The organism is Geodermatophilus sp. SYSU D00867 (assembly GCF_054050315.1).
In genome coordinates this window covers 47,317-72,893 of the sequence record NZ_JBJGZC010000001.1, presented here as the reverse complement: position 1 = coordinate 72,893, position 25,577 = coordinate 47,317, and the positions used below count along the sequence as shown (strand labels likewise).

Here is a 25,577-nt window from a genome sequence, read left to right as displayed (position 1 = left end):
ACGCTGGGGGACGTGACGGCAGCGGCGGTGACCACCCCGGACGCCGCCGCGCCCGCCGTGACCACGGTCGCGCTGCCCGACTCCCCCGACCTGCTGGCGCTGCTGCCGCGCGAGGGCGCGCTGTCCTGGGTGCGCCGCGGCGAGGGCCTGGTCGGCTGGGGCGAGGCGGACCGCCTCGAGGTCTCCGGTGCCGGCGCGCTGGCCGAGGCCGCCGCCTGGTGGGCCGACCGCAGCGCCGCCCTCGCCGTCGACGACGAGGTGGGCGTGCCCGGCTCCGGGCCGGTCGTGTTCGCGAGCGTCGCGTTCGACCCCGCGCGGGAGACGTCGGTGTTCGTCGTCCCCGAGGTCGTCGTCGGCCGCCGCGACGGCGTCGCCTGGGTGACCACGACCGGCGACGCCGACCCGGGCGACGTGCTGGCGGCGGCCCGCGAGCCGCTGACCCCCGCGCCGGGGCGGCTGCGCTACGCCGACGGCGCGCTCGACCCCGCCTCGTGGTGCGGCGCGGTGTCCGCCGCGATCGGCCGCATCGGCGCCGGTGACCTCGCCAAGGTGGTGCTCGCGCGCGACCTGCTGGTCACCGCCGACGTGCCGCTGGACCCCCGCCGCCTGCTCGACCGGCTGGCCGCCCGCTTCCCCGACTGCTGGACCTTCGCCGTCGACGGGCTGCTCGGCGCCACCCCCGAGCTGCTGCTGCGCCGCACCGGCCGGCAGCTGTCGGCGCGGGTGCTGGCCGGCACCGCCCCGCGCGGCGCGGGCGCCGAGGACGAGCGGCTCGCGGCCGGCCTGCTGGCCAGCGCCAAGGACCGCGCCGAGCACGCCCTCGCCGTCGACTCGCTCGTGCGGGCGCTCGACCCGTTCTGCACCGCGCTGTCGGTGCCGGAGCAGCCCTCGCTGCTCACGCTGCCCAACGTGCGGCACCTGGCCACCGACGTCGTCGGCACCCAGCGCCGCTCGGGCGCCCGCGGCCGCGCCGGGCTGCTGGAGCTGGTCGACGCCGCGCACCCCACCGCCGCCGTCTGCGGCACCCCGCCCGAGGCCGCCGCCGGGGTCATCGCCGAGCTGGAGGGCATGGACCGCGGCCGCTACGCCGGGCCGGTGGGCTGGCTCGACGCCCGCGGGGACGGCGAGTTCGGGCTGGCCCTCCGCTGCGCGCAACTGGTCGACGACGACCCGTGCTCGGCCCGGCTGTTCGCCGGCTGCGGCATCGTCGCCGGCTCCGACCCGGCGGCCGAGCTCGCCGAGACCCAGTCGAAGTTCGCCGCCTTCCAGGCCGCGCTCGAGGGCTGAGCCGGCCCGCTCCCGGCCGGCCGCCGTCCTGCCCCGGGAACGACGAGGGCCCCGGCCGCGGCGCGCGGTCGGGGCCCTCGTCGGGTGAGGCGGAGGTCAGCCCACGTAGTTCACGTGCACGTGGTCCATGTGGTTGGCGGTCGCGCCGCCGCGGTCCTCCATCGCCTTCCAGGCGCCGTCGGGCGAGGTCAGGATGCGCTGCTGCCAGATGACGTACTCGACGCCGAGCTCGTCCCAGTGGTCGACGTGGTACTGGGCGATCGCGTCGCCGAGGGCGGCGTCGGACATGACCATGTAGTCCAGCGCCTTGCCGGAGGGGTGACCGTCCGGGTCGACCGCGCTGGCCCGCGTGCCGCCGAGGGTGATGTCCGCGGCGCCCGGGACGTTGCTGACGACGGCGTTCGCCGCCGCCTGCACGGCCTCGTGGATCGCGCCGGCGGTGTTCGTGATCTCGGCGACGACCGAGGCCTGCGCGACCTGCGGGGCGGCCTCGGCGATCGGCGGGGTGGCGGCGGGCGCCGCCTCGCCGGCGGCGGCGACCGGGGCCGGGGCGGCCTCGGCGGCGGGAGCCGCAGCGGCCTCGGCCGGGGCGGCGGTCGAGCCGCTGAGCGCCAGCACCTGACCGGGGTAGATCCGGTTCGGGTTGCCGCCGATGACGTCGACGTTGCGCTCGTAGAGCTCCCGCCAGCTCTGGCCGTGGGCGGCGGCGATCTTCGCCACCGTGTCCCGCCAGCGGACGGTGTACTCCTCGGTGCTGACCTCGGCCTGCTCGGCCGGGGCGGCCTGCTCGGCGGCCGGCTGCTCGGCCGGAGCGGCCGGGGCCTCGGCGGCCGGGGCGGCCTGCTCGGCGGGAGCGGCCGGCGCCTCGGCGGCGGCCGCGGTGGTGCCGTCGGTCAGGTACTTGCCGCAGGTCGGCCAGGCGCCGACGCCCTGGCCGGCCAGGACGGCCTCGGCGATCTGGACCTGCTCGGCCGGGGTGGCGAGGTCGGCGCGCGGGGCGAGGTCGGTGCCCCCGAAGGCGGCCCAGGTGGACTGGCTGAACTGCAGCCCGCCGTAGTAGCCGTTGCCGGTGTTGATGCTCCAGTTGCCACTGGACTCGCACTGGGCGACGCCGGTCCAGTCGTGGGTGGTGGAGGCGGAGGCCGGCGAGCTCAGGACGCCCAGACCGACGGCGGCGGCGCCGGCGGCGACAGGGGCCTTGGCGATGACCTTCTTGGTGCGGACGTAGCGGGGTGCGCGGTGCTTGGGCATGGTGATGATCTCCCGATCACCGCCGGCGAGGTGAGCTGTCGGGTTCGGGCGATCGGTGCCCGGCCGCGGTCCGCGGCTTCACCCCGAGGCGCGCTCCGACAGGCCCCCGTAGGCCGTCGCGCGCCGGAAGAGTGGGTCCCCCACCCCTGCCCTGGGAGTTGACGTGGGCGACCGGTGGGCAGGGTTTGGCGGACCGGCGCCGCGCTCTGTGTTCGCTGAGCGCAGCCAAAACGTTACGTGTCGTCATGTCGACTGTCGTCGTGACGGCGGTCACACGGCGGTTCGGCCGGGGCGTGTGGGGTACGGCGTGACGTCGGCGTGACCACCGCGCGGGTAACGGAACCCGCTGCTCGCCGCGCACGATCGGGCCCTGCCGGGGTCGCGCCGTCCCCGCCGCGTCCGCGCCGGGTCCCGTGACGAAGGCCACCGGGAACGCGTGCCGGACCGGCCCGTCACGAGGGCCTGGGACGAGCTCCCGGGCCGTGCCCGGGCCCTCTCCGGCGCTCCTCGGACCGGTCAGGCCAGCGCGCGGCCCGCGGCCTCCCGCAGGGCGACGGCGAGGTCGGCCTCCGCGCGCTGGTCGGTGCGGGCGACGACCACCCGCGGCCCGCCGCGCGCCAGCGCGGCGGCGAGCTCCTCCGGCGTGGTCACCGCCACCGCCTCCCACCCCAGGGACGCCGCGACGGCGACCAGGTCCCGCCCGTGCGGCGTGCCGAACACCCGCCGGTAGTCGTGGGCGTACGCCGGCCGCCCGGGCTCCAGCTGGGCGAAGATCCCGCCCCCGTCGTTGTCGGGCACCACCACGGTGAGGTCCGGGCGCGGCTCGCCCTCGCCGGTGAGCAGCCCCTGCAGGTCGTGCAGGAACGTCAGGTCGCCCATGAGCGCCACCGCCGGCCCGCCGTGGACCAGCGCGGCGCCGACGGCGGTGGACACCGTGCCGTCGATGCCGGCGACGCCGCGGTTGGCGAGCACGGCGACGTCGCCGCGCGGGACGGCGAGCCGGTCGACGTCGCGCACCGGCGTGGAGGAGCCGAGCACCAGCAGCGCCCCCGGCGGCAGCGCGGCGACGACGTCGCGGGCCAGCCGGGCGGCGGTCAGCCCGGGCGCGGCGTCCAGGGCGGCGTCGACGGCGGCGCCCACCCGGTCCGCGGCCGCGCGCCAGGCGGCGGACCAGCCGGGGTCGCAGGGCGGCCCGGCCGGCGGGGCGGCGCGGGTGACCAGCGCGGCGGAGCGGCCGGCGTCGGGCCAGCGCGGCCCGGCGACCACGGTCTCCACGCGCACCCGCGGGTCGGCCAGCAGCGCGGACACCGGCCGGGACAGCGTCGGCCGGCCGACGACGACCACCCGGTCGGGCCGGTGCGCGTCCAGCCAGCCGGGCACGCCGAGCAGCAGCGCCCCGCCGCGCACCGCGCCGTCGGTCCACGCCCCGCCACTCGGCTCGGCGACCACCGGCCAGCCGGCCGCGGCGGCGCCGGCCGCCCACGCCCGGCCGGCGGCGTCGGGCCCGTCCCCGGCGACGACGAGCGTGCGCGGGCCGTCGGCGATCGGTGCGGCCGCGGCGGGCGCGGACGCGCCGGCGGTCCACGGCGCGCCACCGTCCCGGCCGGCCCACGGGCCCGCCAGCGGGCCGGGCTCCTCCTCGGGCAGCAGCGGGTCGCGGAAGGGCAGGTCCAACTGCACCGGCCCGGGGTCGCCGGACAGGACGCCGGTGGCCGCGAGCAGTGCCCGGGACACCACCGAGCGCCAGTAGCGGTTCTGCGCGGCCTCGCGGCCGGCCTCGGGCACGCCGACGTCGGCCGCCCAGCGCACCGCGCCGCCGTACAGGCCCGGCTGCTCGATCGTCTGGTTGGCGCCGGTGCCGCGCAGCTCCGGCGGCCGGTCGGCGGTCAGCGCCAGCAGCGGCACCCCGCTGACGTCGGCCTCGAGGACGGCGGCGTGCAGGTGCGCGGTCGCCGTCCCGGAGGTGGTGAGCACCGGCACCGGCCGGCCGGACGCGCGGGCCAGGCCCAGGGCGAGGAAGGACGCCGTGCGCTCGTCGATGCGCACGTGCAGCCGCAGGACGCCGGCCCGCTCGGCGGCGGCCAGCGCCAGGGCGACCGGCGCCGAGCGGGAGCCGGGCGCGACGACGGCCTCGCGGACGCCGCCGCGGACCAGCTCGTCGACCAGCACGCGGGCCAGCGCGGTGGAGGGGTTCACGCGGCCAGCACCGCGCCCAGCCGCTCCGTCCAGCGGGCGGTGACGTCGCCCGGCGCGGTCACGGCGTCCAGCCGGCCGGGGTCGGGCCGGGTCACCGGCAGTGCGCCGTCCACCGGCAGCAGCGGGGCGTCGGTGACGTCGCCGTCCAGGAGGGCGACCGTGGCCAGGCCGCAGGCGAAGGGCAGCTCGGGCAGCGCGGCGGCCAGCGCGACCCCCGCGGCGATGCCCACCGAGGACTCCAGCGCGGAGGAGACCACGCACGGCAGCCCGTGCGCCTCGGCCACGCGCAGCGCGGCCCGCACGCCGCCGAGCGGCTGCACCTTGAGGACGACGACGTCGCCGGCCTCCCGCAGGTCGACGCCCAGCGGGTCGTCGGCGCGGCGCACGCCCTCGTCGACGGCGACCCGGACGTCGACCCGGCGGCGCAGCGCGGCGAGCTCGGCCAGCGTCGCGCAGGGCTGCTCGACGTACTCCAGACCCACCCGGTCCAGCTCCCGGATGCGGGCGACGGCGGTGTCGACGTCCCAGGCGGCGTTGGCGTCGACCCGCAGCGCACCGGACGGGCCGAGCGCGTCGCGGACGGCCTCCACGCGGGCGAGGTCGTCGCCGGCGGTCTGGCCCGGCTCGGCCACCTTCACCTTCGCCGTCCGGCAGCCCGACGCGGTCACGATCGCGTGCGCCCGCTCGGGGCCCACCGCGGGGACGGTCGCGTTGACCGGCACCGCGTCGCGCACCGGCGCGGGCCAGCCCTGCAGCGCGGCCTCGGCGGCGGCCGACCACCAGCGGCGGCTCTCCCGCACGCCGTAGTCCCAGAACGGGGAGAACTCGCCCCAGCCGGCCGGGCCGTGCACGAGCACGCCGTCGCGGACGTCGATGCCGCGGAAGCGGGTGCGCATCGGCACCGACCACACCGCCAGCCGGTCGATCCCCTCGGGGAGGCCGGCGGGGGTGATCACGCCCGCAAGCCTATGTCGCGCGCGACGTACCCTCGGGACCCGTGATCCGGCAGCTGACCGTCCTCCCCGCGCCGGACTCCCCCGACGCCGTCCTCGGCACCGTGCTGCCCGCCGTCCGCGCCTGCCTGGAGGGCGCCGCGCCGCTCGCCGTCCTCCCGGCCGGGCCGCCCGCGGCGGCCGCGCGGGAGGTCCTCGCGCCGGACGAGCCGCTCGAGGACGGCGCCGACCTCGTCGTCGTCACCTCCGGGTCGACCGGCGGCCCGCGCGGCGTGCTGCTGCCGGCCGCGGCGCTGCGGGCCTCGGCGACGGCGACCCTCGACCGGCTCGGCGGCCCGGGCGCCTGGCTGCTCGCGCTGCCGGTGTCGGCGATCGCCGGGCTGCAGGTGCTGGTGCGGTCGGTGCTCGGCGGCACGGCGCCCACCGTGCCCGCGCCCGGGGAGGACCTGGCCGCGGCGGTGGCGCGGATGTCCGCCGGCCGGCGGTACACCGCGCTGGTGCCCACCCAGCTGCGCCGGTACCTGGAGCGCGAGCCGGCGGCGCTGCGCGCGTTCGACGCGGTGCTCGTCGGTGGCGCGGCCACCGACCCGGGGCTGCTGGCGCGCGCCCGCGAGGCCGGCGTCGCGGTGGTGACCACCTACGGCACGACCGAGACCGCGGGCGGGTGCGTCTACGACGGCGTCCCGCTCGACGGCGTCCGGGTGCGCGCGGACGACGAGGGGATCGCGATCGCCGGACCGGTGCTGGCGCTCGGCTACCGCCGCGACCCGGAGAGCACCGCGGCTGCGTTCGCCGGCGGGGAGTTCCGCACCCGCGACGCCGGCAGCGTCGGCCCCGACGGGCGGCTGACGGTGGCCGGGCGGCTCGACGACGTCGTCGTCACCGGCGGGGTGAACGTGGCCCCGCAGGCGGTCGAGGGGGCGCTGCGCGAGCACCCCGCCGTCGCCGACGCCGTGGTCTTCGGCCGGCCCGACGACGAGTGGGGGCAGCGGGTGGTGGCCGCCGTCGTCCCGGCGCCGGGCGCCGCACCCGACCTCGCGGCCCTGCGGCCGTGGGTGGCCGAGCGGCTGGGCGGCCCGTCCGCGCCGCGCGAGCTGCACCTGATCGGGTCGGTGCCGACGCTGCACACCGGCAAGCCCGACCGCCGCGGCGTGGCGGCCGCCCTGGGTGGAGGGGTCCGTTGATGGCGACCCCCGCGCAGTGGGTGGCCGGCGCCCGGCCCCGCACCCTGCCGGCCGCGCTCGCCCCGGTGCTCGTGGGCACCGGCGCCGCGGCCGCGCTCGACGGCTTCCGGCTCGTGCCCGCGCTGCTGGCGCTGCTCGTGGCCCTGGCGCTGCAGGTGGCGGTCAACTACGCCAACGACTACTCCGACGGCAGGCGCGGCACCGACGCCGTCCGGGTCGGGCCGATGCGGCTGGTCGGCTCGGGCGCGGCCTCGCCCCGCGCGGTGCTGACGGCGGCGCTGCTGTCCTTCGCCGTCGCGGGGGTCGCGGGGCTGGTGCTGGCGGCGCTGTCGAGCTGGTGGCTGGTCGCGGTCGGCGCGGTGTGCATCGCCGCGGCCTGGACCTACACCGGCGGCCCCCTGCCCTACGGCTACCGGGCGCTCGGCGAGGTGTTCGTCTTCGTGTTCTTCGGCCTGGTCGCCGTCGCCGGGACGACGTTCGTGCAGACCGGGCGGGTCGAGGGGCTGGCGCTGGCCGCCGCGGTGCCGATCGGGCTGCTGTCGGTGGCGCTGCTGGTGGTCAACAACCTGCGCGACGTCGAGGGCGACGCGCGGGTGGGCAAGCGCACGCTCGCGGTGCTGCTCGGCGACCGCGCGACCCGGCGGTTCTACGTCGGCCTGCTCGCGGTCGCGTTCGCCGTCGTCGTGGCGATCGGGGTGGGCCGGCCGTGGGCGCTGCTCGCGCTGGCCGCCGCGCCGCTGGCCGTGCCGCCGTCGCGGGTGGTGCTCTCCGGCGGCCGCGGGCCGGCCCTGATCGCCGCGCTGCAGGCCACCGGCCTGCTCACCCTGGCCACCGGCGTGCTGCTCGGCGCCGGGCTCGCCCTGTCGGGCTGAGGCGGGCTCAGGCGGCGGCGTCGCCCGACAGCCGGGCGCGCAGCTGCTCCTTGCGGGTGCGGCGGGCGACGCTGCGGGCGGCCAGGCCCTCGGTCAGCTTGTCGCGGACCGGGCGCAGCAGCACCAGCGCCACCGGCATCGACAGCAGCAGGCCGAACAGCAGCGCCGGGAAGCCGGGCAGACCGACCAGCCAGATGAGCGCGACGAGCGCGACGGCGATGACCAGCCGGCCGAGCGTGTAGAGCAGCAGCCACGGCGCGATCCGCGGCGGGGTCGCGGGACCGCCGGTGGGCGCGCCCGGGGTGGTGCTCTCGGCCATGCTGCTGTCCTCCTGCGTGCTGTCGGGCGTCATCCCGTCCGGCCCTCCCACTTCGTGGAGAGCACGACGGTCGTGCGGGTGCGGGCGACGCCCTCGATCCTGTTCAACGCGTTGATGGCGGCCTCGAGTGCCGGGATGTCGGTCACCCGGACCTTGAGCACGTAGCCCTCGCTGCCGGCGACCCGCCAGCAGTCCTCGACCTCGGGCATCGCCCGCAGCGCCGCCTCCACGCCGGTGTCGTCGACGGCGTCGCTCTCGATGACGCCGATCAGCGCGGTGACGTCGAGCCCGAGGGCGGCCGGGTCGACGACGGCGCGGTAGCCGAGGACCACGCCGGAGGCCTCCAGCTTGCCCACGCGCTCGTGCACGGCCGGCGCGGAGAGCCCGACCTGCCGGGCCAGCTCGGCGATGCTGGCGCGGCCGTTGGCGCGCAGCAGGTCGATCAGCTGCCGGTCGACGGCGTCGATGGGGGGCTCCGTCCAGGTCGTGTGCGGACGCGGTCGCGGCCCGCTCCCCGAGTATCCCCGCGCTCGTACATTGGGTGGCAGGGACGTTCCTGGAGAGGGGAGGCCGGGTGCCGGTCGTGCTGCTGCTGGTGGCGGTGCTCGTGGTGGTGCTCGTGGTCCGGGCGACGGCGGTCGCCGGGAGCGAGCTGCGCCGGGAGCGGCCTGCCCGTCGTCCGCGGCCCTCCCGCGCGTCGCGCCCGGTCGCCCCCGACGACGACCCGGAGTTCCTCCGCGAGCTCGGCCGCCGCGTCCGCCGCGACGACGGCTCCCCCGCCTAGCCGGACCGCAGGCCGAGGACCGCCCCGGCCGGCCGTCGCCCTGCCGCCGGGTCCCGCCCCTGAGCCTGCGAGGGGGGCAGCGGGGTCCTTCAGGCCGCGCGGCCGCCGAACAGACGGCGCCAGCCGCGCGGGCCCGGCGGCTCCGGGTCCCCGTCCGGCGCGGTCCCGGGCACGGCGGGGACGACGTCGATGCGCGCGGTGGCCTCGGGGCCCTCGGTCGCGTCGGTCCCGGCCGCCGCGCCGGCGTCGTCGGCCCGGTCCAGCGAGCCCGGCCAGCCGAGCCCGCCGCCGGTGGTGGTGTCCCCCGGCCAGCCCAGGTCGCCCTCGGTCCCCTGGGCGGTGGCGCCGGGCGCGTGCCGGGTCGCCGGGGTGCCGGTGGCCAGCGCGGCCGCCACGATCGGGTCGGTGCCGGCGCCGTCGGCGGCTGCGTGTCTACCCACGGCGTCCCCCCGCGCGTGCAGTCATGCGCCCATCGCAACACGCCGGGCCGGGAACCCGCGCCCGGACCCCCTCACGGGAGTGAGGGGTGGGGCGGGTGGGGCGGACGGGACGCAGGTCAGTCGACACCGCCGTAGCTGTGCAACCCGGACGACACCATGTTCACGTACAGCAGGTTGAAGACCATGACGCCCAGGCCGACCACGTTGACCCACGCCGCGGGGCGGCCCCGCCAGCCCGCCGTCGTCCGGGCGTGCAGGTAGGCGGCGTAGACCACCCAGGCGATGAAGGCCCACGTCTCCTTGGGGTCCCAGCCCCAGAACCGGCCCCAGGCGCTCTCGGCCCAGATGGCGCCGGCGATGACCGCGAAGGTCCAGATCGGGAAGCCGAAGATCGCCGTGCGGTGCGCGACCCGGTCCAGCGTGGCGGCCGGGGGGATGCGCGCCACCAGGCGCGACGACGACGGGTCGCCGCCGCGGGCCTCGAACCGGCCGCGGACCAGGTAGAGCACGCTGGCGATGCCGCTGACGAAGAAGACACCGAAGCCGAGGATCGCCGTCGTCACGTGCACGGCCAGCCAGCTCGACCGCAGCGCCGCCACGAGCGGGGCGCTCTCGACGTAGAGGAACAGCCCGATGGCGACCAGGCTGACCACGACCGGGGCGAGGACGAACAGGCCCAGGTGCCGCAGGGCCGGTGAGCGGACGGCGAGGACGAGGAAGGCCACGACGGCGACCAGCACGACCGCGACGGCGAACTCGTACATGTTGCCCCAGGGCAGCCGGTCGACGGCCAGGCCGCGGGCGACGAGCACGCCGGCGTGGGTGAGCGCCCCCAGGGCGGTGAGCAGCATCGCCACCAGGCCCCAGCGGCGCACCGCCGGCGGGTCGTCCGTGCCGGCCGGGGCCGCCTCGGGGGCCACCGGCTCGTCGACCGGGGCGCCGGCGCCGACCAGCGCGCGGGCGCGGGCGGGCCGGCGGCCGAAGGCCAGCTGGGCGGCGAAGGCGACGACGGCGAGCGAGTACAGGCCGACGCTGACGGAGAACAGGGTGTCCGACAGTCCGGACAGCTGGTCGGCGGTCACGCGGGTGTGCCTCCGGTCTCGGGTGCGCCCCCGGACGGGGCACGGGTCGCGGCGCGGGCGGCGAGGGCCGCCCGCAGGTCGTCGGTCAACGCCGTGAAGCGCGGTGCGCTGTCGCCGCTGCCTCGAGTCAGTCCACCGACCTCGAGCACGGTACCGCCGTCGGCGGAGGGCCCGGTGGCGCGGGCGAAGACCCGCTCCCGGCGCAGCAGCAGCATCCCGAGCAGGCCGGCCAGCACCGCGATCGCCGCGGCGAGCACCCACACCTGACCCGGGTCGTGCGAGAACTGCAGGGCGGCGAACTCCTTGTAACCGGTGAAGGTCACCGTCGTCCCGTCGGGCAGGGTCAGCGACTCCCCGACCGACAGGTTGCCCCGGCCGACCTCGGTGAGCCGGCCGCGCTCGATCTGCGAGGCGTCGAGCGAGTAGACCGACTGCGGCAGGCCGGAGTCCAGGCCGAGGTAGCCCTCGTAGGCCACGACCGCCACCTGCGGCGCCAGCGGGCGCGGGTCGATCGAGGTGAGGACCCCGCCCTGCGTCAGGCCGGTCGGCGCGAAGAAGCCCTCCAGCGCGAACTGGTCCTCGGTGCCCGCGCCGAGGTCGGGCAGCTTGAGCGCGCCCTGGCTGCCCATCATCCGCTGGTCGCTGGGGAGGAACGGCGCCGAGACGTCGTCGATGCTGAACCCGTCGGGCCGGGTCACGGTGAACGTCGGGCTGAACCCGTGGCCGGTGACGTAGACCCGGTCGCCGTCGACCCGCAGGGGGTCGTTGACGCCGATCGTCGTCGGCCGGCCCTCCTCGCCGGGGGCGCCGTAGGTGATGTCGGCGGTGAACGAGGAGGCGGTGAGGTCCTGCTCGTAGGTGGCGCGGAAGTCGTCGAGCCCGACGCAGATCGGCGTCAGGTCGCTGCCCTCCACCAGCGCGCCGGAGGAGTGGGTGTCGTACTGCTGGAACGAGTTGCAGAACCGCTGGCCCTCGGTGACCAGGATGCTGCCCTCGTAGCCCCACAGCTTGCCGCCGGCCAGCGCCAGCAGCAGGCCGACCAGCGCCAGGTGGAAGACCAGGTTGCCGGTCTCCTTGAGCAGGCCCTTCTCGGCCGACAGCTCGGCCACGCCGTCCCGCTCGCGGCGCACCACGCGGTAGCGGCGGACCCGCAGCTCCTCCTCGACGACGTCGAGGGCGCCGGCGGCCGGCAGCGCGGTGGGCAGCGCGGCGGCGTCGGGGAGCCGGGTCAGCCGCCGGGGCGCGGGCGGCGGCGGGGTGCGCAGCGCGCGGGCGTGCTCGAGCGCGCGCGGCAGCACGCAGCCGATGAGCGAGACGAACAGCAGCAGGTACACCGCGGCGAACCACGGCGAGCCGAACACGTCGAACAGGTAGAGCCGGTCGAGCAGCGGCGCGAGCGTCGGGTGGTCGGCGAAGTACTGCGTGACGTTGCTCTGCGACAGCGACCGCTGCGGCAGCAGCGAGCCGGGGATGGCGGCCAGCGCCAGCAGGAACAGCAGCACGATCGCCGTGCGCATGGCGGTGAGCCGGCGCCACTGGCGCAGCAGGAACCCGCCGGCGCGGCGGAGCCCGGAGGGCGGGGCCGGCGGCGGGGGCGCGGCGGCCGGGCGGGGCGGGGCGGTGGTCGTCACAGTGGCGCGGACTCCCCCAGCCCGGTGACGGCCAGCCAGGACCGCAGCCAGCCCATCATCTCGGTCCACGCGCCGGTGACCAGGAGCAGGCCGACCAGCACCAGCACCGCGCCGCCGAAGCGGGTGACCCCGCGGGCGTGCCGGCGCAGGAACGTCGTCGCCCCGACCGCCCACCGGGCGCCGAGCGCGACCAGCACGAACGGCACGCCCAGGCCCAGGCAGTAGGCGACCGACAGCAGCGCGCCGCGGCCGGCGGTGGCCTCGGTGTAGGCCAGCGAGTAGACCGCCGACAGCGTCGGGCCCAGGCACGGCGTCCAGCCCAGCCCGAAGACGACGCCGAGCAGCGGGGCGCCGGCCAGCCCGGCCGCGGGGCGCACCGACAGCCGGGCGGTGCGCTGCAGGAACGGCAGCCAGCCGAGGAAGCCCAGGCCGACCACGACGACGACCGCGCCCATCACCCGGGTGATGACGTCGTCGTACTGGACCAGCAGCCGGCCCAGCCCGCCGAACGCCGCGCCGGCGGCGACGAACACGACGGTGAAGCCGAGGACGAACAGCAGCGCGCCGAGCACCATCCGCCCGCGCGGGGTGCGCTCGTCGGCGCGGACGGCGGTGGCGGTGGCCCCCGGGCCGGCGGGGACGGGCGCGGGCGCGGGGCGGGCGCCGGTGCCGACGAGCCCGGTGACGTAGGACAGGTAGCCCGGCACCAGCGGCAGCACGCAGGGCGAGGCGAAGCTGACCAGCCCGGCCAGCGCGGCGACGACGGCGGCCACCAGCAGCGGGCCGTCGGTCACGAGCTCACGCACGCCGTCCACTCAGCTCTCCTCCCCGAGCAGCCGGTCGAGGACGGCGCGCAGGTCCTCCTGCGACACCTCGCCCGTGTACACGGCGGCGACCCGGCCGTCCCGGTCCAGCACGATCGTGGACGGGATCGCGTTCGCCGGGTAGTCCCGGAAGGCCAGCGCGACCTCGCCGGCGGGGTCGTACAGCGAGGGGAACTCGATGCCCTGGCTGTCGACGAACGCCTGCGCGAACTGCTCGTCGGCCTCCTTGACGTTGAGGCCCAGGAAGGCCACGCCCCGGTCGCGGACGTCGGCGTAGACCTCCTGGAACGCCGGCGTCTCCACCCGGCAGGGCGCGCACCAGGAGCCCCAGAAGTTGAGGACGGCGACCTGCCCGGCCAGCTCGTCGGAGGTCCAGTCACCACCGCCGACCAGGGTGCCGCCGAACGCGGGCGCGGAGTCCCGCTCCCCCTCGGGGATCACCTCGCCGGCCGGGGTGGCCGCGACGAAGCGGAACTCGCCGCCGTTGCTGACGTCGACGGCGTCGGAGCCCGTGGAGCAGCCGGCCAGCAGGGCGGCCGACGCCAGCAGGGCGGTCAGGGCGCGCCTCCCGGGGACCCCGCGGGAGCGTGGGGCGCCGGCGGAGCGCTGTCGTGGGGCGGTCATGCCCCGGGCACCGCGTCGGGGTCGGTGGCCCCGGCCGGCTCGGCGTAGGTGATGCCGGCGACCCGGTCGCCCTCGTAGGTCACCGACGTGACGCTGGCCAGCCCGCACTGCCGCCGGCGCGGGTCGTGCACGTACCGCTTCCCCTCCAGGTGCAGCCGCAGCGTCCAGATGGGCAGCTGGTGGCTGACGCAGACGGCGGCGGCGCCCCGGGCGGCGTCGCGGGCGGCCTCGACGGCCAGCAGCATCCGCGCGGCGATCTCGACGTAGGGCTCGCCCCACGAGGGCCGCACCGGGTTGCGCAGCTTCCACCAGTCCCGCGGCCGGCGCACCAGTCCCTGGCCGCCGGCCACCGGCATCCCCTCGAAGGCGTTGCCGGCCTCGATGAGCCGCTCGTCGACGGCGACCGGCAGGCCCAGCGTCTCGGCGACCGGCGCGGCGGTCTGCCGCGCCCGCTCCAGCGGGCTGGAGACCAGGTGCGTGACGCCGCGACCGACGAGCCACTCGGCGGCGCGGCGGGCCATCGCCTCGCCGGCCTCCGACAGCCGGTAGCCGGGCAGCCGGCCGTAGAGCACCTTCCCGGGGTTGTGGACCTCCCCGTGCCGGAGCAGGTGGACGACGGTCGTCTCCATCAGGGTTGCAGCTCCTGGGCGTCCTTCGCGTCCTCGTCGGACGGGGCGTCGGCGGGGTCGGCGGCCGCGGCGGCGCGGGCGGCGGCGGGCAGCGCGTCGAGCACCCGCTCCACGGCCTCGTCGTCGAGCGCGGCGCTGACGAACCAGGCCTCGAACGCCGACGGCGGCAGGTACACGCCCCGGGCGAGCATCTCGTGGAAGAACGCGCGGTGGGCGGCGGTGTCCTGGGTGCGGGCGTCGTCGTAGTCGCGCACCCGGCGCTCGTCGGGGACGAAGAAGACCGAGAACATCGACCCGGCCTGCTGCACCCGGTGCGGGACACCGGCGGCGAACAGGGCCGCGCTGGCCGCGCCGCGCAGGGTGACCGCGACCCGGTCGCAGCGGGCGTAGACGTCGTCGGTGCAGTGCCGCAGCGTGGTGAGCCCGGCGGCGACGGCGACCGGGTTCCCCGACAGCGTGCCCGCCTGGTACACCGGCCCGGTCGGGGCCAGCTGCTCCATCAGGTCGGCGCGCCCGCCGAAGGCCGCGGCCGGCAGCCCGCCGCCCATGACCTTGCCGAAGGTGAACAGGTCGGCGTCGACGGGGTCGAGGCCGTACCAGCCCGAGCGGGACACCCGGAAGCCGGTCATGACCTCGTCGAGCAGCAGCAGCGCGCCGTGCTCGGCGGTGATCCGGCGCAGCTGCGCGTTGAAGCCGTCCAGCGGCGGGACGACGCCCATGTTGCCCGGCGCCGCCTCGGAGACCACGACGGCGATGTCGGACCCGCGCTCGGCGAAGACGGCCTCGACGGCGGCGACGTCGTTGTAGGGCAGCACGATCGTGTCGGCGGCCGCGCCGGTGGTGACGCCGGGGGTGTCGGGCAGGCCGAGGGTGGCGACGCCGGACCCGGCCGAGGCCAGCAGCGCGTCGACGTGGCCGTGGTAGTTGCCGGCGAACTTGACCACCAGCGGCCGGCCGGTGGCGCCGCGGGCCAGGCGCAGCGCGGACAGCACCGCCTCCGTGCCGGAGTTGACCAGCCGCACCCGCTCGACCGGGCGCACGCGGGCGATGATCTCCTCGGCGAGCTCGAGCTCGCCCTCGGTGGGCGCGCCGAAGGACAGCCCGCGGCGGGCGGCGGCGGTCACCGCCTCGACGACGGCCGGGTGCGCGTGGCCGAGGATCATCGGCCCCCACGACGCGACGAGGTCGACGTAGCGGCGGCCGTCGGCGTCGGTCAGCCAGGGGCCCTGGGCCTGCGCGATGAACCGCGGGGTGCCGCCGACGGCGCGGAAGGCGCGCACCGGCGAGTTCACCCCGCCCGGGGTCACGCGCTGCCCGCGGGCGAACAGGTCGGCGGAGACCGGTGCGTCGTAGTCGTACCGGGTCGTGTCCAGCGAGGTCACGGCCCCAGTGTCCCCCCGCCCCCCGGACGCCCGTCGGGGGTGTCGGGGCCGGCGCCGTGTGACGTCGGGCTCCCCGGCGGGGCGCCGCCCGGGACCGCGGCCAGCAGCGCGCCGGCGAGCGCCGCGGGGTCGCGGGTGGGCACGAGCACGGTCCGCCCGTCGGTCAGCCGCAGCGGCAGCCCGGTGCGACCGCGCGGCACCGACCACCCGCCGCCCAGGACGGGGGCGCCGGCGTCCACGCCGGCCGTCCCCTCGCGCACGGCCCGCAGGTGGGCGGCGTCGACGTCGGTCAGCGGCACCCGCTCGCGGCCCACCGACAGCGCGCCGTCGGGACCGCCGCCGTCGACCCGCACCGTCCACACCCGCCGGGCCGCCGTGCAGCCGAAGGCGACGGTGCCGAGCACCGCGACGACGGCAAGCACCCACAGCAGCGGCGGCACGTCCGGGCCGGGCAGCGCCAGGTCCAGGACGGCGAGGAGCCCGAGGACCCCGGCGACCAGCCAGAACGGCCGCCAGGAGCCCCCGGGCTCGACGTAGCCCATCAGCGGAGCAGGCGCGCGGCCTCGACCGCCCAGTAGGTGAGCACCTGGCCGGCGCCGGCCCGCCGGATGGCGGTGATCGTCTCGAGGATCGCCCGCTCGCGGTCGATCCAGCCGTTGGCCGCGGCCGCCTCGACCATCGCGTACTCGCCGGACACCTGGTAGGCGCTGACCGGGACGTCGACGGCGTCGGCGACCCGGGCCACGACGTCCAGGTAGGGCAGCGCCGGCTTGACCATGACGGCGTCGGCGCCCTCGGCGAGGTCCTGCGCCACCTCGCGCAGCGCCTCGTCGGCGTTGGGCGGGTCCATCTGGTAGGTCGAGCGGTCGCCGAACTGCGGCGCGCCCTCGGCCGCCTCGCGGAACGGCCCGTAGAAGCCCGAGGCGTACTTGGCGGCGTAGGCGAGGATCGGCGTCTCGGTGAACGCGGCGCCGTCCAGGGCCCGGCGGATCGCCGCGACCTGCCCGTCCATCATCCCGCTGGGGGCGATGACGTGGGCGCCGGCCTGCGCCTGCGCGATCGCCACGGCGGCGTACCGGTCCAGCGTCGGGTCGTTGTCCACGACGCCGGCCGGGGTGACCAGGCCGCAGTGCCCGTGCGAGGTGTACTCGCACAGGCACAGGTCGGCCAGGAGCACCAGCTCGTCGCCGAGGTCGGCGCGCAGCTGGCGCAGCGCCACGTTGACGATCCCGTCGGCGGCGTCGGCCTGCGAGCCGGCCTCGTCCTTCTCGGCGGGGATGCCGAAGAGGATCAGCCCGCCGATGCCGGCGTCGGCCGCCTCGTGCGCGGCCTTCCGCAGCGAGTCCAGCGTGTGCTGCACGACGCCGGGCATCGCGCCGATCGGCTGCGGCCGGTCGATGCCCTCCTTGACGAACACCGGCAGCACCAGGTCGGCCGGGGCCACCCGGGTCTGCGCGGTGAGCCGCCGCAGCGCGGGCGTCGACCGCAGCCGGCGCCCGCGCGCGAAGCCCGGGTTCGACCCGCCCTGCGGGGAGGTCACTCGCCCTCACCCTCCCGCCGCGCCTCGGCGTACTCGGCCAGCGCGTCGACCAGCGGGAGCACCGCGGCGGTCTCGGGCTGGACGTCGACCCGCAGGCCGAACTCCTGCGCGGTGGCCGCGGTGGCGGGGCCGATGACGGCGACGACGGTCTTCGCGTGCGGCTTGCCGGCGATGCCGACCAGGTTGCGCACGGTGCTCGAGGAGGTGAAGCACACCGCGTCGAAGCCGCCGCCCTTGATCGCCTCGCGGACCGCGGCGGCCGGCGGGGCGGCGCGCACGGTGCGGTAGGCGGTCACGTCGTCGATCTCCCAGCCGCGCTCCTGCAGGCCCGCGGCGAGGGTCTCGGTGGCGATGTCGGCGCGGGGCAGCAGCACCCGGTTGATCGGGTCCAGCACGTCGTCGTACTCGGGGAAGTCGGCCAGCAGGCCCTCGCTGGACTGCTGCCCGGTGGGCACCAGCTCCGGCACGATGCCGAACGCGCGGACCGCCTCGGCGGTCTGCTCGCCGACGCAGGCGACCTTCACGCCGGCGAAGGCGCGGGCGTCGAGGCCCAGCTCGGCGAACTTCTCCCGGACCGCGCGCACCGCGTTGGCCGAGGTGAACACGATCCAGCCGTAGCGGCCGGTGACCAGGCCCTTGATGGCGCGGTCCATCTGCGCGGGGCTGCGCGGCGGCTCGACGGCGATGGTCGGCACCTCGACCGGCACCGCGCCGTAGGCCCGCAGCCGGTCGCTCATCTCGCCGGCCTGGTCCTTGGTGCGCGGCACCAGCACCCGCCAGCCGAACAGCGGGCGGCTCTCCCACCAGGAGAGCTTGCCGCGCTTGTCGACGGCGGCGCCGACGGTGGCCACGACCGGCCCGCTGACGCCGCCGAGGTCGGCGGTCTTCTCGGCGACGGCCGACAGCTTCGCGGTCACGCTCTTCTGGCCGGTGCCCGAGCCGCCGGTGGTGACGACGACCGGCGTGCTGCCGGACAGGCCGCCCTCGACCAGCCGCGCGGCGGCGTCGGGCAGCTGCTCGGCGCCGCCCTGCAGCACCACCGGGGCGCCGAGGGCGTGCGCGGCCCCGGCCAGCGCGGGCAGGTCGACGTCGCTGTGGCGCAGGTCGGCGGTCAGCGAGGTGCCGCCGAGCGCGACGCCGGCGAAGGCCGGGACCGCGGTGGCGGGGGCGACGCCGGGGACGACGTCGAAGGGCACGGAGGTGCGGCCGACGGCGAGCACCTCCTTGACCACGGCGTCGGAGGTGAACGGGTCGCCGGCGACCACCCGGACGACGACGTCGCCGGTCTTCGCGGCCGCGACGGCGGCCTTGGCGACGTCGGCCGGCTCGCCGCTCACGACGGTCGGCTCGACGCCGGGGCGGCCGGCGCGCACGGCGTCGAGGAGGGCGGCGGGCACGTCGAGGTCGACGTGCAGCACCGCGGCCTCGGCGATCGCGGCCGTGGCCCGGGCGGTGAGCATGCCGGGGTCACCGGGGCCGGCGCCGACGAAGACGACGCGGCCGGGGGTCTTGCGGAAGCGCGTCATCACGAGCTCCTGGTCCTTGTTGGTGTCGAGGCCCTGGGGTGGGCGTGGGTGGGGGTCTGGGGTGCCGGAGCGGTCTGCCCGGCGGGGGGACGGCGCCCGGGGCTCACCGGGCGGCCGCCACGAGCTCCGCGGCGCCGCGGTCGAGCAGGTCGGCGGCGAGGTCGCGGCCCAGCCGCTGAGCCTCGCCGACCGGCCCGGTGACCGAGCCGCGGACGCCGTCGCTGCCGTCAATCGCGGTGACCGAGGCACGCAGGTACAGCTCGACGCCGTCCTCGCCCTCGGCCAGCTCCGCGTAGGCGGCCACCGGGGCGCTGCAGCCGGCCTCGAGCGCGGCCAGCGTGGTGCGCTCGGCGAGCACGCAGGCACGGGTGCCGGCGTCGTCGAGGGGAGCGAGCAGCTGCAGCGTCCGCTCGTCGTCCGCCCGGCACTCGACGGCCAGGGCGCCCTGCGCCGGGGCGGGCAGCACCTGCAGCGGGTCGAGGGTCTCGGTGACCGCGGCCAGCCGGCCCAGGCGGGCGAGCCCGGCGCGGGCGAGCACGACGGCGTCGAGGTCGCCCGGGACCACGCGGGCCATCCGGGTGTCGACGTTGCCGCGGATCGGCACGATCTCCAGGCCCAGGCCGAGCGCGCGCAGCTGGGCGACCCGCCGCGGGGCGCCGGTGCCGACGCGGGCGCCGGCCGGCAGCTCGCCGAGGGTCAGGCGGTCGCGGGCGACCAGCGCGTCGCGGGGGTCCTCCCGCGGCGGGACGGCGGCCAGCACCAGCCCGGGCTCGGGCGCGGTGGGCAGGTCCTTGTAGCTGTGCACCGCGACGTCGACGGTGCCCTCGAGCAGCGCCCTGCGGATCGCGGTGACGAAGACGCCGGTGCCGCCGAGCTGGGCGATGGCCGCGGCCGACCGGTCGCCCTCGGTGCTGATGTGCACCAGCTCCACCGGCACGCCGCTGGCCGCGGTGATCGCGTCGGCGACGGTCTGCGACTGGGTGCGGGCGAGCTGGCTGGCGCGGGTGCCCAGGCGCAGCGTGCGGGTGGCGGTGCCGGTCGACGGCGCGGTCACGCCACACCGCCGGGGCGCAGGTCGTCGGGGTCGACGGTGACCGCCTCGGCCAGCCGGGTGCCGTCCTCGGGCACCTCCGTGTCGATGCCGAGGCCGAACAGCGCCCGCAGCGCGTCGGCGTAGTCGACACCGCCGGGGGTGGCGGCCAGCTCCTTGACCCGCACGGTCGGCTCGTGCAGCAGCTTGTCGACCACCCGCCGCACGGTGCGGGCGATCTCGCCGCGGGCGCGGGCGTCGAGGTCGGGCAGCCGGGTGGACAGACGCAGCAGCTCGGCGTCGACGACCTCGGCGGCCTGGCTGCGCAGCGCGGACACGGTCGGGGCGACGGCGGCGGCCTGCCGCTCGGCGCGCAGCAGCGCGGTCTCGGCCTCGATGAGCGCGTGCGCGGCGGAGACGTCGTCGGCGGCGACCGGGCCGGTGCCCCCGGCGGCCGAGCGCTCGCCCTGCAGCAGCGCCAGGTCGACCAGGTGCACGCCGGGCAGCGCGGCCACGCCCGGGTCGACGTCGCGGGGCAGGGCCAGGTCGACGACGGCCAGCGGACGGCCGTCCCGGTCGGCCATGGCGCCGGCGACGACGTCGGTGCCCACCACCAGGCCGGTGGCGCCGGTGCAGGTGACCACGACGTCGGCGTCGGCGATCGCCGCGCGCAGGTCGGTGAGCTCGGCGGTGCCGCCGTCGACCGCGGCGGCCAGGCGGGCGGCCGACTCCGGCGAGCGGCTGGCGACGGTGACCAGCGCGCCGCGGCGGGACAGCGTGGTGGCGGCCAGCGCGCCCATCGACCCGGCGCCGACCACCAGCGTCGGGCGGCCGGCCAGCGGGCCGACCCGCTGCTCGGCGTGGTCGAGGGAGACGGTGACCAGGTTGGCGCCCGCGCGGTCGATGCCGGTCTCGGAGTGCACCCGCTTGCCCACCCGCAGGGCGTGCTGGGCGACCGGGTGCAGCGAGCGGCCGACCGTCCCCTCCTCCTGGGCGAGGGCGTAGGCGGCGCGCAGCTGGCCGAGGACCTGGGTCTCGCCGACCACCATGGAGTCCAGGCCCGCGGCCACGGTGAACAGGTGGGCGACGGCCTGGTCCTCGTAGTGGACGGTGACGTAGGGCGAGAGCTCCTCGACGGAGGCGCCGGCCTGGCGGGCCAGCACCCGGCTGACCTCGGCGACGCCGCCGTGGAAGCGGTCGACCTCGGCGAAGACCTCGACCCGGTTGCAGGTGGCCAGCACGAGCGCCTCGCTGACGTGGTCGCTCCCGACCAGCTCGTGCAGCGCCTTGACCCTGTCGTCCGCGCTCATCGCGACCTGCTCGAGCAGCGCGACCGGCGCGGTCCGGTGGCTGATGCCGACGGCGAGCAGGCTCATGCCATCCCCCCGGCGGGGGCGAGCCCGGTGCCGAGCGCCGTTCCCGGGAGGGCGCCCCGCTGCTTGTCGAGGAACGCGAGGACCTGCAGCTCGACGGAGAGGTCGACCTGGCGGACGCCGACCCCGGCGGGTGCGGTGAGCGCCACCGGCGCGAAGTTCAAGATGCTCCTCACCCCGGCCCTGGTCAGCCGGTCGCAGACCCGCTGCGCCACCTCGGCCGGTGTCGTGATGACCCCGATCGTCGCCCGCGTGGCGGCGACGACCTCGTCGAGCTCCTCCATCGGCCGGACCCGCAGGTCGCCGATCCGCTGCCCCACCCGGGCCGGCGAGGCGTCGAACAGGCCGACGAACTCGAAGCCGCGGTTGCCGAAGCCCCCGTAGCCGGCCAGCGCCGACCCCAGGTTCCCGATCCCGACGAGGACGCACGCGTGCGCGGTCTCCATCCCGAGCACGGCCGCGATGCGGTCGCGCAGGGTGGCCACGTCGTAACCGACCCCGCGCACGCCGCACGGGCCGAGGTGGGAGAGGTCCTTGCGCAGCCCGGCGGGGTTGACGCCGGCCGCCGAGGCCAGCTCGCCGGAGGAGACGGTGCCGCGGCCGCTGTCGGCGAGTCCGGTGAGCACCCGCAGGTACACGGCCAGCCGGGCGACGGTGGCCTCCGGGATCCGGGGCCGCGACTGCATCACGGGCCTACTCCACAGCGGTCGCGCCCGGGCGCCGGCGGGAGCCTGCGTGGGCGGACGACATCGGGGATCCGGGCGGTACGCCCACCCGGCGACAGCCACGGTAACCGCTTGTGAACGCAGGAACAAAGTCCCGGGGACGCCCTCGGGCCCCGGGCCAGCGCGGATGCCCGCGGCTGTGTCCGAGACCATACCCGCCCGGGGGTCTTCCGACCCTCGTGACGGCCCCGTCCCGGGTCCCGCCCCGAGCCTGCGAGGGGTGGGGAGGACGGGGTCCTCATGCGATGCCGAGGTCGCGGCGCAGCCGGGGGACGTCGACGGTGAAGTAGGAGTGCTCCCGGCCGTCGAGCAGCACCACCGGCACCCGGTCGCCGTACTCGGCCTGCAGCTCCGGGTCGGCGTCGACGTCGACCTCGCGGGTGGTGACCCCGGCCTCCCCGGCGATCCGCGCGAGCGTCTCGGCCGCGGTCACGCACAGGTGGCAGCCGGCCCGGGTCAGCAGCTCCAGCCGCACGGGGGTCTCGGTCACAGGACACCTCCTGCGGGGCGGCGGCGGTCCCCCCGGCGGGGTACCGGGACGTACCGCACGGCCGGCCGACGTGGACGGTTCGCAGTGATGTTGTCACCATGTGAGAGGACCCGCAGGACAGCGGGACACCGCCGAGCCGGGAGGACCCCCGTCGGGCGAGCCGTCACGGCTCGGCGGGCCGACGAGGAGGTCGACGTCCCGCATGCCGCAGTCGCGCCCGGTGGACGAGCGGTCGTCCGCCGTCCCGGCGGGGCGGCGGCCCGGTCCCCGCCCCCGCCCGACGCCGTACCCGCGCGCCAGCGTGGAGGCCGCACCGGCGGAGCCGGACGCCGTCGTCGACGCCGAGGCCGTCGCTCCGGAGGCCGACGCTCCGGAGGCCGTCGCTCCCGACGGGGCCGCCCCCGGGACCGTGGTGGAGCCGCCCGAGGAGGACGAGGAGGCGCTCGCCGAGGAGCTGGCGGCGCTCGAGGAGGACCTGCCCGACGACCGGGTCGACGTCTGGGACCTCGTCCGGCAGGCGCAGGCCGGCGACGCCGAGGCGTTCGGCCGGCTCTACGACCACTACGTGACGCTGGTCCACCGGTACGTGCTGCACCGCGTGGGCGACCGCGCCCAGGCCGAGGACTTCACCAGCGAGACCTTCGTCCGCGCGCTGCGGCGCATCGACTCGCTGTCCTTCCAGGGCCGCGACGTCGGCGCCTGGCTGGTGACGATCGCCCGCAACATCATCCGCGACCACGTGAAGAGCAGCCGGTTCCGGCTGGAGGTCACCACCGCGGACATGCGCGACGCCGACCAGGCCACCGACGGTCCCGAGGACGCCGTCGTCTCGCGGCTGACCAACGAGCAGCTGCTGGCGTGCATCCGCCAGCTGGGCAGCGAGCAGCAGGAGTGCATCTCGCTGCGGTTCCTCCAGGGGCTGTCGGTGTCGGAGACCGCGGCGGTCATGGGCAAGAAGGACGGCGCGGTCAAGGCGCTGCAGCACCGGGCGGTGCGGCGGCTGGCCGGCCTGCTGCCGGAGGGGCTCCGGTGACCCGCGGGACCCCGGGCGGGGGACGCGGCGTTGTTACCCGCGGGTACGCCGTAACGGCCCCTGACCTGCGTCGTTGCTCCCGTCGACCGAGCCCCGACCGACAGACCGGAGGACCCAGGTGAGCGCCGAGCACGACGCCGCGGGAGCATCCCGCCGTGCGTCCGCGCGGCGGCGGGAGGCGGCCCTCGAGGACCGGCTCCGCGCGCTCGCCGTGGACCTCGACGACGAGCCGGCGCCCGACTTCCGCGCGGCCACCCGCGCCCGGCTGGTGGCGATGGCCGCCGTCCGCTCGCCGGAGCCGGCGCCGGAGCCGGGGCCACGCCGGGGTCTGTCCCGGCTGCGGGCCGCCCGACCGGCACCCGGCCGCCCGGCGTGGCGGTCCCGGCTGACCGCCGGGGTCGCCGGTGCGGCGCTGGCGGTCACCGCGCTCGGGTCCCTGGTCGCGCTGTCCACCGACGCCGAACCCGGCGACGCGCTCTACGCCCTGAAGCGGGGCACCGAGCAGACCCAGCTCGCGCTGGCCGGCGACGAGCGCGGCCTGACGCTGCTGGAGTTCGCCACCACCCGGCTGCAGGAGCTCGGCGACCTGGTCGAGGACGGCGCGGCCACGCCGCCGGCCGACCTGGTCGTCGACACCCTCGCCACCATGGACGCCCAGACCACCGAGGGCGCCGCCCTGGTGCTCACCCAGGCCGTCGCCGGCCGCGATGCCGCTCCCCTGGCGGTGCTCGCCGGCTGGGCCGAGGACCAGGGCTCCGGCCTCGCCGGCCTGCAGGACGCGCTGCCCGCGGACGCCGGCACCGCCGCCACCCGCTCGCTCGAGGTGGTGTCGGAGGTCGGCACCCGCGCCGCGGAGCTGCGCACCGCGCTCGACTGCCCCGCCGGCCCCGCCGTCTCCGGCGCCGACCGGTTCGGCCCGCTGCCCGTCGCCTGCGGGGCCACCCCGGCCCCGCCGACGGCCGGCTCGGGGACCACGGCGCCCGCACCGGCCGGCCCCGGCGCCCCGACCCCCGACCAGCCGGCCGCGCCGTCGACGCAGCCGGCCCCGCCGCCGGCCGGCTCGGGGACCACGGCGCCCTCGAGCGCGCCGCCCGCGCCGTCGACCGGCGGCGGCCCGGCGGCGCCGACCGGCTCCGGGGGCGGGAGCGTCCCGACCGGCGGCACCGCGCCGACGACGGCCCCGCCCGTGCCCGGCGGGGGCCTGCCCCTGCCGCCGCTCCCGCTGCCCGGGGGCGGCGGTCAGCCGTCCGCGCCGTCGACCACCACGCCGCCCCCGGTCCTGGACACCCCGCTGCCGATCTGCCTCTGGCCGATCATCTGCTGAGGCCCCGGTCCGGGTCGGGGGCCCCGGCGGGCGGCCGATAGGGTCGGTCGGGTACCGCTCCAGGGCGGAGGGACCACCCCAGGGGAGGGAGCCCGTGCCGGGTCTGCCGTTCCGCGGCCGCCGCAGGCAGGACGGCGGGGCGCCGTCCGAGGAGGAGATCCGCGCGCACGTCGCCGGCGCGGCGTCCGCGGCCGCCGCGGAGGTCGAGCCGGTCCCGGCCGTGGTGGCCGACCGCACCGCCGCCGCGTTCTTCGACGTCGACAATACGATGATGATGGGCGCCTCGCTGTTCTGGTTCGCCCGCGGCCTGGCCTCGCGGAAGTACCTGACCTCCCGCGACATCGCCCGCTTCGCGTGGCAGCAGGCCAAGTTCCGGGTCGCGGGCAACGAGAGCGCCGGCGACATGCACACCATCCGCGAGACCGCGCTGGCCTTCGTCGCCGGCCGCGAGGTCGCCGAGATCGTCGACGCCGGCGAGGAGATCTACGACGAGCTCATGGCCGACCGGATCTGGTCGGGCACCCGCAACCTCGCCCAGCAGCACCTCGACGCCGGCCAGCGGGTGTGGCTGGTCACCGCGACGCCGGTGGAGCTGGCCCGGATCATCGCCCACCGGCTGGGGCTCACCGGCGCGCTGGGCACGGTCGCCGAGGTGGTCGACGGCCGCTACACCGGCCGGCTGGTCGGCGAGCTCATGCACGGCGAGGCCAAGGCGGAGGCGGTGCGGGCGCTGGCCGAGCGGGAGGGCCTGGACCTCGCCCGCTGCACCGCCTACAGCGACTCGGCCAACGACCTGCCGATGCTCACCCTGACCGGGACGGCGGTGGCGGTGAACCCCGACACCGAGCTGCGCGCGGTCGCCCGCTCCCGCGACTGGACCGTCCGCGACTTCCGCACCGGCCGGAAGGCCGCCCGCATCGGCGTCCCCACGGTCGCGGCCGCGGCGGTCACCGGCGGCGTCGTCGGCGGCGCGGTCGCCCTCCGCCGCCGACGGGCCTGAGGAGGCGGCCCGGAGGGTCCCCGGCGAGGGCCCGGGAGCCGCCCTGCGAGGTGCTGCGAGGAAGTGGGGGCCGGAGGC

Annotated in this window: 26 protein-coding genes and 1 riboswitch; of the genes, 7 read left to right on the top strand and 19 right to left on the bottom strand. The window is 77.7% G+C overall.

The genetic code is table 11. From position 1 onward, the window contains the following. The first annotated feature begins 12 nt into the window (after window positions 1–12). Window positions 13–1,287, top strand: a complete 1,275-nt coding sequence (locus tag ACI8AK_RS00400; protein ID WP_456954839.1) for an isochorismate synthase — start codon at window positions 13–15, stop codon at window positions 1,285–1,287. Between the two features lie 96 nt (window positions 1,288–1,383). On the opposite strand, the gene ACI8AK_RS00395 is transcribed toward ACI8AK_RS00400, so the two are convergent. The 3 genes from ACI8AK_RS00395 to ACI8AK_RS00385 all read right to left on the bottom strand — a co-directional run bounded on the left by ACI8AK_RS00395 (window position 1,384) and on the right by ACI8AK_RS00385 (window position 5,690). Then, window positions 1,384–2,538 (bottom strand): transglycosylase family protein, encoded by a 1,155-nt coding sequence (locus tag ACI8AK_RS00395; protein WP_456954837.1) that lies wholly within the window; start codon window positions 2,536–2,538, stop codon window positions 1,384–1,386. Window positions 2,539–2,542: 4 nt separating this feature from the next. Continuing rightward, window positions 2,543–2,712, bottom strand: a riboswitch (cyclic di-AMP (ydaO/yuaA leader). A gap of 342 nt (window positions 2,713–3,054) precedes the next feature. Beyond that, window positions 3,055–4,734, bottom strand: a complete 1,680-nt coding sequence (gene menD, locus ACI8AK_RS00390; RefSeq protein ID WP_456954836.1) for a 2-succinyl-5-enolpyruvyl-6-hydroxy-3-cyclohexene-1-carboxylic-acid synthase — start codon at window positions 4,732–4,734, stop codon at window positions 3,055–3,057. Next, the gene (locus ACI8AK_RS00385) at window positions 4,731–5,690 is read right to left on the bottom strand and encodes an o-succinylbenzoate synthase (RefSeq protein WP_387988408.1); all 960 of its coding nucleotides are present in this window, start codon (window positions 5,688–5,690) and stop codon (window positions 4,731–4,733) included. The genes menD and ACI8AK_RS00385 overlap by 4 nt, the downstream gene beginning before the upstream one ends. 41 nt (window positions 5,691–5,731) lie before the next feature. Between ACI8AK_RS00385 and menE the strand changes: the two genes are divergently transcribed. Both menE and ACI8AK_RS00375 read left to right on the top strand, forming a co-directional pair. Beyond that, window positions 5,732–6,871 (top strand): o-succinylbenzoate--CoA ligase, encoded by a 1,140-nt coding sequence (gene menE, locus ACI8AK_RS00380; RefSeq protein WP_456901428.1) that lies wholly within the window; start codon window positions 5,732–5,734, stop codon window positions 6,869–6,871. Further along, window positions 6,871–7,743 (top strand): 1,4-dihydroxy-2-naphthoate polyprenyltransferase, encoded by an 873-nt coding sequence (locus ACI8AK_RS00375; RefSeq protein ID WP_456954835.1) that lies wholly within the window; start codon window positions 6,871–6,873, stop codon window positions 7,741–7,743. The genes menE and ACI8AK_RS00375 overlap by 1 nt, the downstream gene beginning before the upstream one ends. 7 nt (window positions 7,744–7,750) lie before the next feature. Here ACI8AK_RS00375 and ACI8AK_RS00370 read toward each other — a convergent pair whose 3' ends face one another. Beyond that, the gene (locus ACI8AK_RS00370; RefSeq protein WP_456949101.1) at window positions 7,751–8,062 is read right to left on the bottom strand and encodes a DUF4229 domain-containing protein; all 312 of its coding nucleotides are present in this window, start codon (window positions 8,060–8,062) and stop codon (window positions 7,751–7,753) included. Between the two features lie 29 nt (window positions 8,063–8,091). Beyond that, window positions 8,092–8,529 (bottom strand): Lrp/AsnC family transcriptional regulator, encoded by a 438-nt coding sequence (locus ACI8AK_RS00365; protein WP_387988414.1) that lies wholly within the window; start codon window positions 8,527–8,529, stop codon window positions 8,092–8,094. A 107-nt stretch (window positions 8,530–8,636) separates the two neighbouring features. Here ACI8AK_RS00365 and ACI8AK_RS00360 point away from each other — a divergent pair, with 107 nt between their 5' ends. Next, window positions 8,637–8,846 (top strand): hypothetical protein, encoded by a 210-nt coding sequence (locus ACI8AK_RS00360; protein WP_387988404.1) that lies wholly within the window; start codon window positions 8,637–8,639, stop codon window positions 8,844–8,846. A gap of 89 nt (window positions 8,847–8,935) precedes the next feature. Here the strand turns inward: ACI8AK_RS00360 and ACI8AK_RS00355 are convergent, their stop codons facing one another. From ACI8AK_RS00355 to ACI8AK_RS00290, 14 genes are all read right to left on the bottom strand, one after another. Then, window positions 8,936–9,286, bottom strand: coding sequence for a hypothetical protein (locus ACI8AK_RS00355; RefSeq protein ID WP_387988403.1), 351 nt, complete (start codon window positions 9,284–9,286; stop codon window positions 8,936–8,938). A 116-nt stretch (window positions 9,287–9,402) separates the two neighbouring features. After that, complete coding sequence (gene ccsB / locus ACI8AK_RS00350) at window positions 9,403–10,368, bottom strand: c-type cytochrome biogenesis protein CcsB (RefSeq protein WP_456954834.1); 966 nt, start codon at window positions 10,366–10,368, stop codon at window positions 9,403–9,405. Then, window positions 10,365–11,999 (bottom strand): cytochrome c biogenesis protein ResB, encoded by a 1,635-nt coding sequence (gene resB, locus ACI8AK_RS00345; RefSeq protein ID WP_387988401.1) that lies wholly within the window; start codon window positions 11,997–11,999, stop codon window positions 10,365–10,367. The genes ccsB and resB overlap by 4 nt, the downstream gene beginning before the upstream one ends. Continuing rightward, the gene (locus ACI8AK_RS00340; RefSeq protein ID WP_387988400.1) at window positions 11,996–12,814 is read right to left on the bottom strand and encodes a cytochrome c biogenesis CcdA family protein; all 819 of its coding nucleotides are present in this window, start codon (window positions 12,812–12,814) and stop codon (window positions 11,996–11,998) included. Before ACI8AK_RS00340 ends, resB begins: the two co-directional genes overlap by 4 nt. Next, window positions 12,815–13,447, bottom strand: a complete 633-nt coding sequence (locus ACI8AK_RS00335) for a TlpA family protein disulfide reductase (RefSeq protein WP_387988399.1) — start codon at window positions 13,445–13,447, stop codon at window positions 12,815–12,817. Continuing rightward, window positions 13,444–14,076 (bottom strand): histidine phosphatase family protein, encoded by a 633-nt coding sequence (locus tag ACI8AK_RS00330; RefSeq protein WP_456954833.1) that lies wholly within the window; start codon window positions 14,074–14,076, stop codon window positions 13,444–13,446. The genes ACI8AK_RS00335 and ACI8AK_RS00330 overlap by 4 nt, the downstream gene beginning before the upstream one ends. Further along, window positions 14,076–15,458: a glutamate-1-semialdehyde 2,1-aminomutase gene (gene hemL / locus ACI8AK_RS00325; RefSeq protein WP_456901432.1), complete on the bottom strand. Its 1,383-nt coding sequence runs from the start codon at window positions 15,456–15,458 to the stop codon at window positions 14,076–14,078. Before hemL ends, ACI8AK_RS00330 begins: the two co-directional genes overlap by 1 nt. Then, window positions 15,455–16,000 (bottom strand): hypothetical protein, encoded by a 546-nt coding sequence (locus tag ACI8AK_RS00320; protein ID WP_387988396.1) that lies wholly within the window; start codon window positions 15,998–16,000, stop codon window positions 15,455–15,457. The genes hemL and ACI8AK_RS00320 overlap by 4 nt, the downstream gene beginning before the upstream one ends. After that, window positions 16,000–16,998, bottom strand: a complete 999-nt coding sequence (hemB, locus tag ACI8AK_RS00315) for a porphobilinogen synthase (protein ID WP_456954832.1) — start codon at window positions 16,996–16,998, stop codon at window positions 16,000–16,002. The genes ACI8AK_RS00320 and hemB overlap by 1 nt, the downstream gene beginning before the upstream one ends. After that, window positions 16,995–18,524 carry a uroporphyrinogen-III synthase gene (locus tag ACI8AK_RS00310; protein ID WP_456954831.1) on the bottom strand — a complete coding sequence of 510 codons (1,530 nt, stop codon included), beginning with the start codon at window positions 18,522–18,524 and terminating at the stop codon, window positions 16,995–16,997. Before ACI8AK_RS00310 ends, hemB begins: the two co-directional genes overlap by 4 nt. Window positions 18,525–18,627: 103 nt before the next feature. Continuing rightward, window positions 18,628–19,578 (bottom strand): hydroxymethylbilane synthase, encoded by a 951-nt coding sequence (gene hemC, locus ACI8AK_RS00305; RefSeq protein ID WP_456954830.1) that lies wholly within the window; start codon window positions 19,576–19,578, stop codon window positions 18,628–18,630. Next, window positions 19,575–20,930, bottom strand: coding sequence for a glutamyl-tRNA reductase (locus ACI8AK_RS00300; RefSeq protein ID WP_456954829.1), 1,356 nt, complete (start codon window positions 20,928–20,930; stop codon window positions 19,575–19,577). The genes hemC and ACI8AK_RS00300 overlap by 4 nt, the downstream gene beginning before the upstream one ends. Continuing rightward, window positions 20,927–21,613 (bottom strand): redox-sensing transcriptional repressor Rex, encoded by a 687-nt coding sequence (locus ACI8AK_RS00295; RefSeq protein WP_456901435.1) that lies wholly within the window; start codon window positions 21,611–21,613, stop codon window positions 20,927–20,929. Before ACI8AK_RS00295 ends, ACI8AK_RS00300 begins: the two co-directional genes overlap by 4 nt. Window positions 21,614–21,890: 277 nt before the next feature. Beyond that, window positions 21,891–22,142: a glutaredoxin family protein gene (locus ACI8AK_RS00290; protein ID WP_387988390.1), complete on the bottom strand. Its 252-nt coding sequence runs from the start codon at window positions 22,140–22,142 to the stop codon at window positions 21,891–21,893. Window positions 22,143–22,344: 202 nt separating this feature from the next. Between ACI8AK_RS00290 and ACI8AK_RS00285 the strand changes: the two genes are divergently transcribed. The 3 genes from ACI8AK_RS00285 to ACI8AK_RS00275 all read left to right on the top strand — a co-directional run bounded on the left by ACI8AK_RS00285 (window position 22,345) and on the right by ACI8AK_RS00275 (window position 25,499). Next, window positions 22,345–23,175 carry a sigma-70 family RNA polymerase sigma factor gene (locus tag ACI8AK_RS00285; RefSeq protein WP_456954828.1) on the top strand — a complete coding sequence of 277 codons (831 nt, stop codon included), beginning with the start codon at window positions 22,345–22,347 and terminating at the stop codon, window positions 23,173–23,175. A gap of 118 nt (window positions 23,176–23,293) precedes the next feature. Continuing rightward, window positions 23,294–24,499 carry a DUF5667 domain-containing protein gene (locus tag ACI8AK_RS00280; RefSeq protein ID WP_456954827.1) on the top strand — a complete coding sequence of 402 codons (1,206 nt, stop codon included), beginning with the start codon at window positions 23,294–23,296 and terminating at the stop codon, window positions 24,497–24,499. Window positions 24,500–24,593: 94 nt separating this feature from the next. Next, window positions 24,594–25,499, top strand: a complete 906-nt coding sequence (locus ACI8AK_RS00275; RefSeq protein ID WP_387988387.1) for an HAD family hydrolase — start codon at window positions 24,594–24,596, stop codon at window positions 25,497–25,499. The last annotated feature ends 78 nt before the right edge of the window (window positions 25,500–25,577 follow it).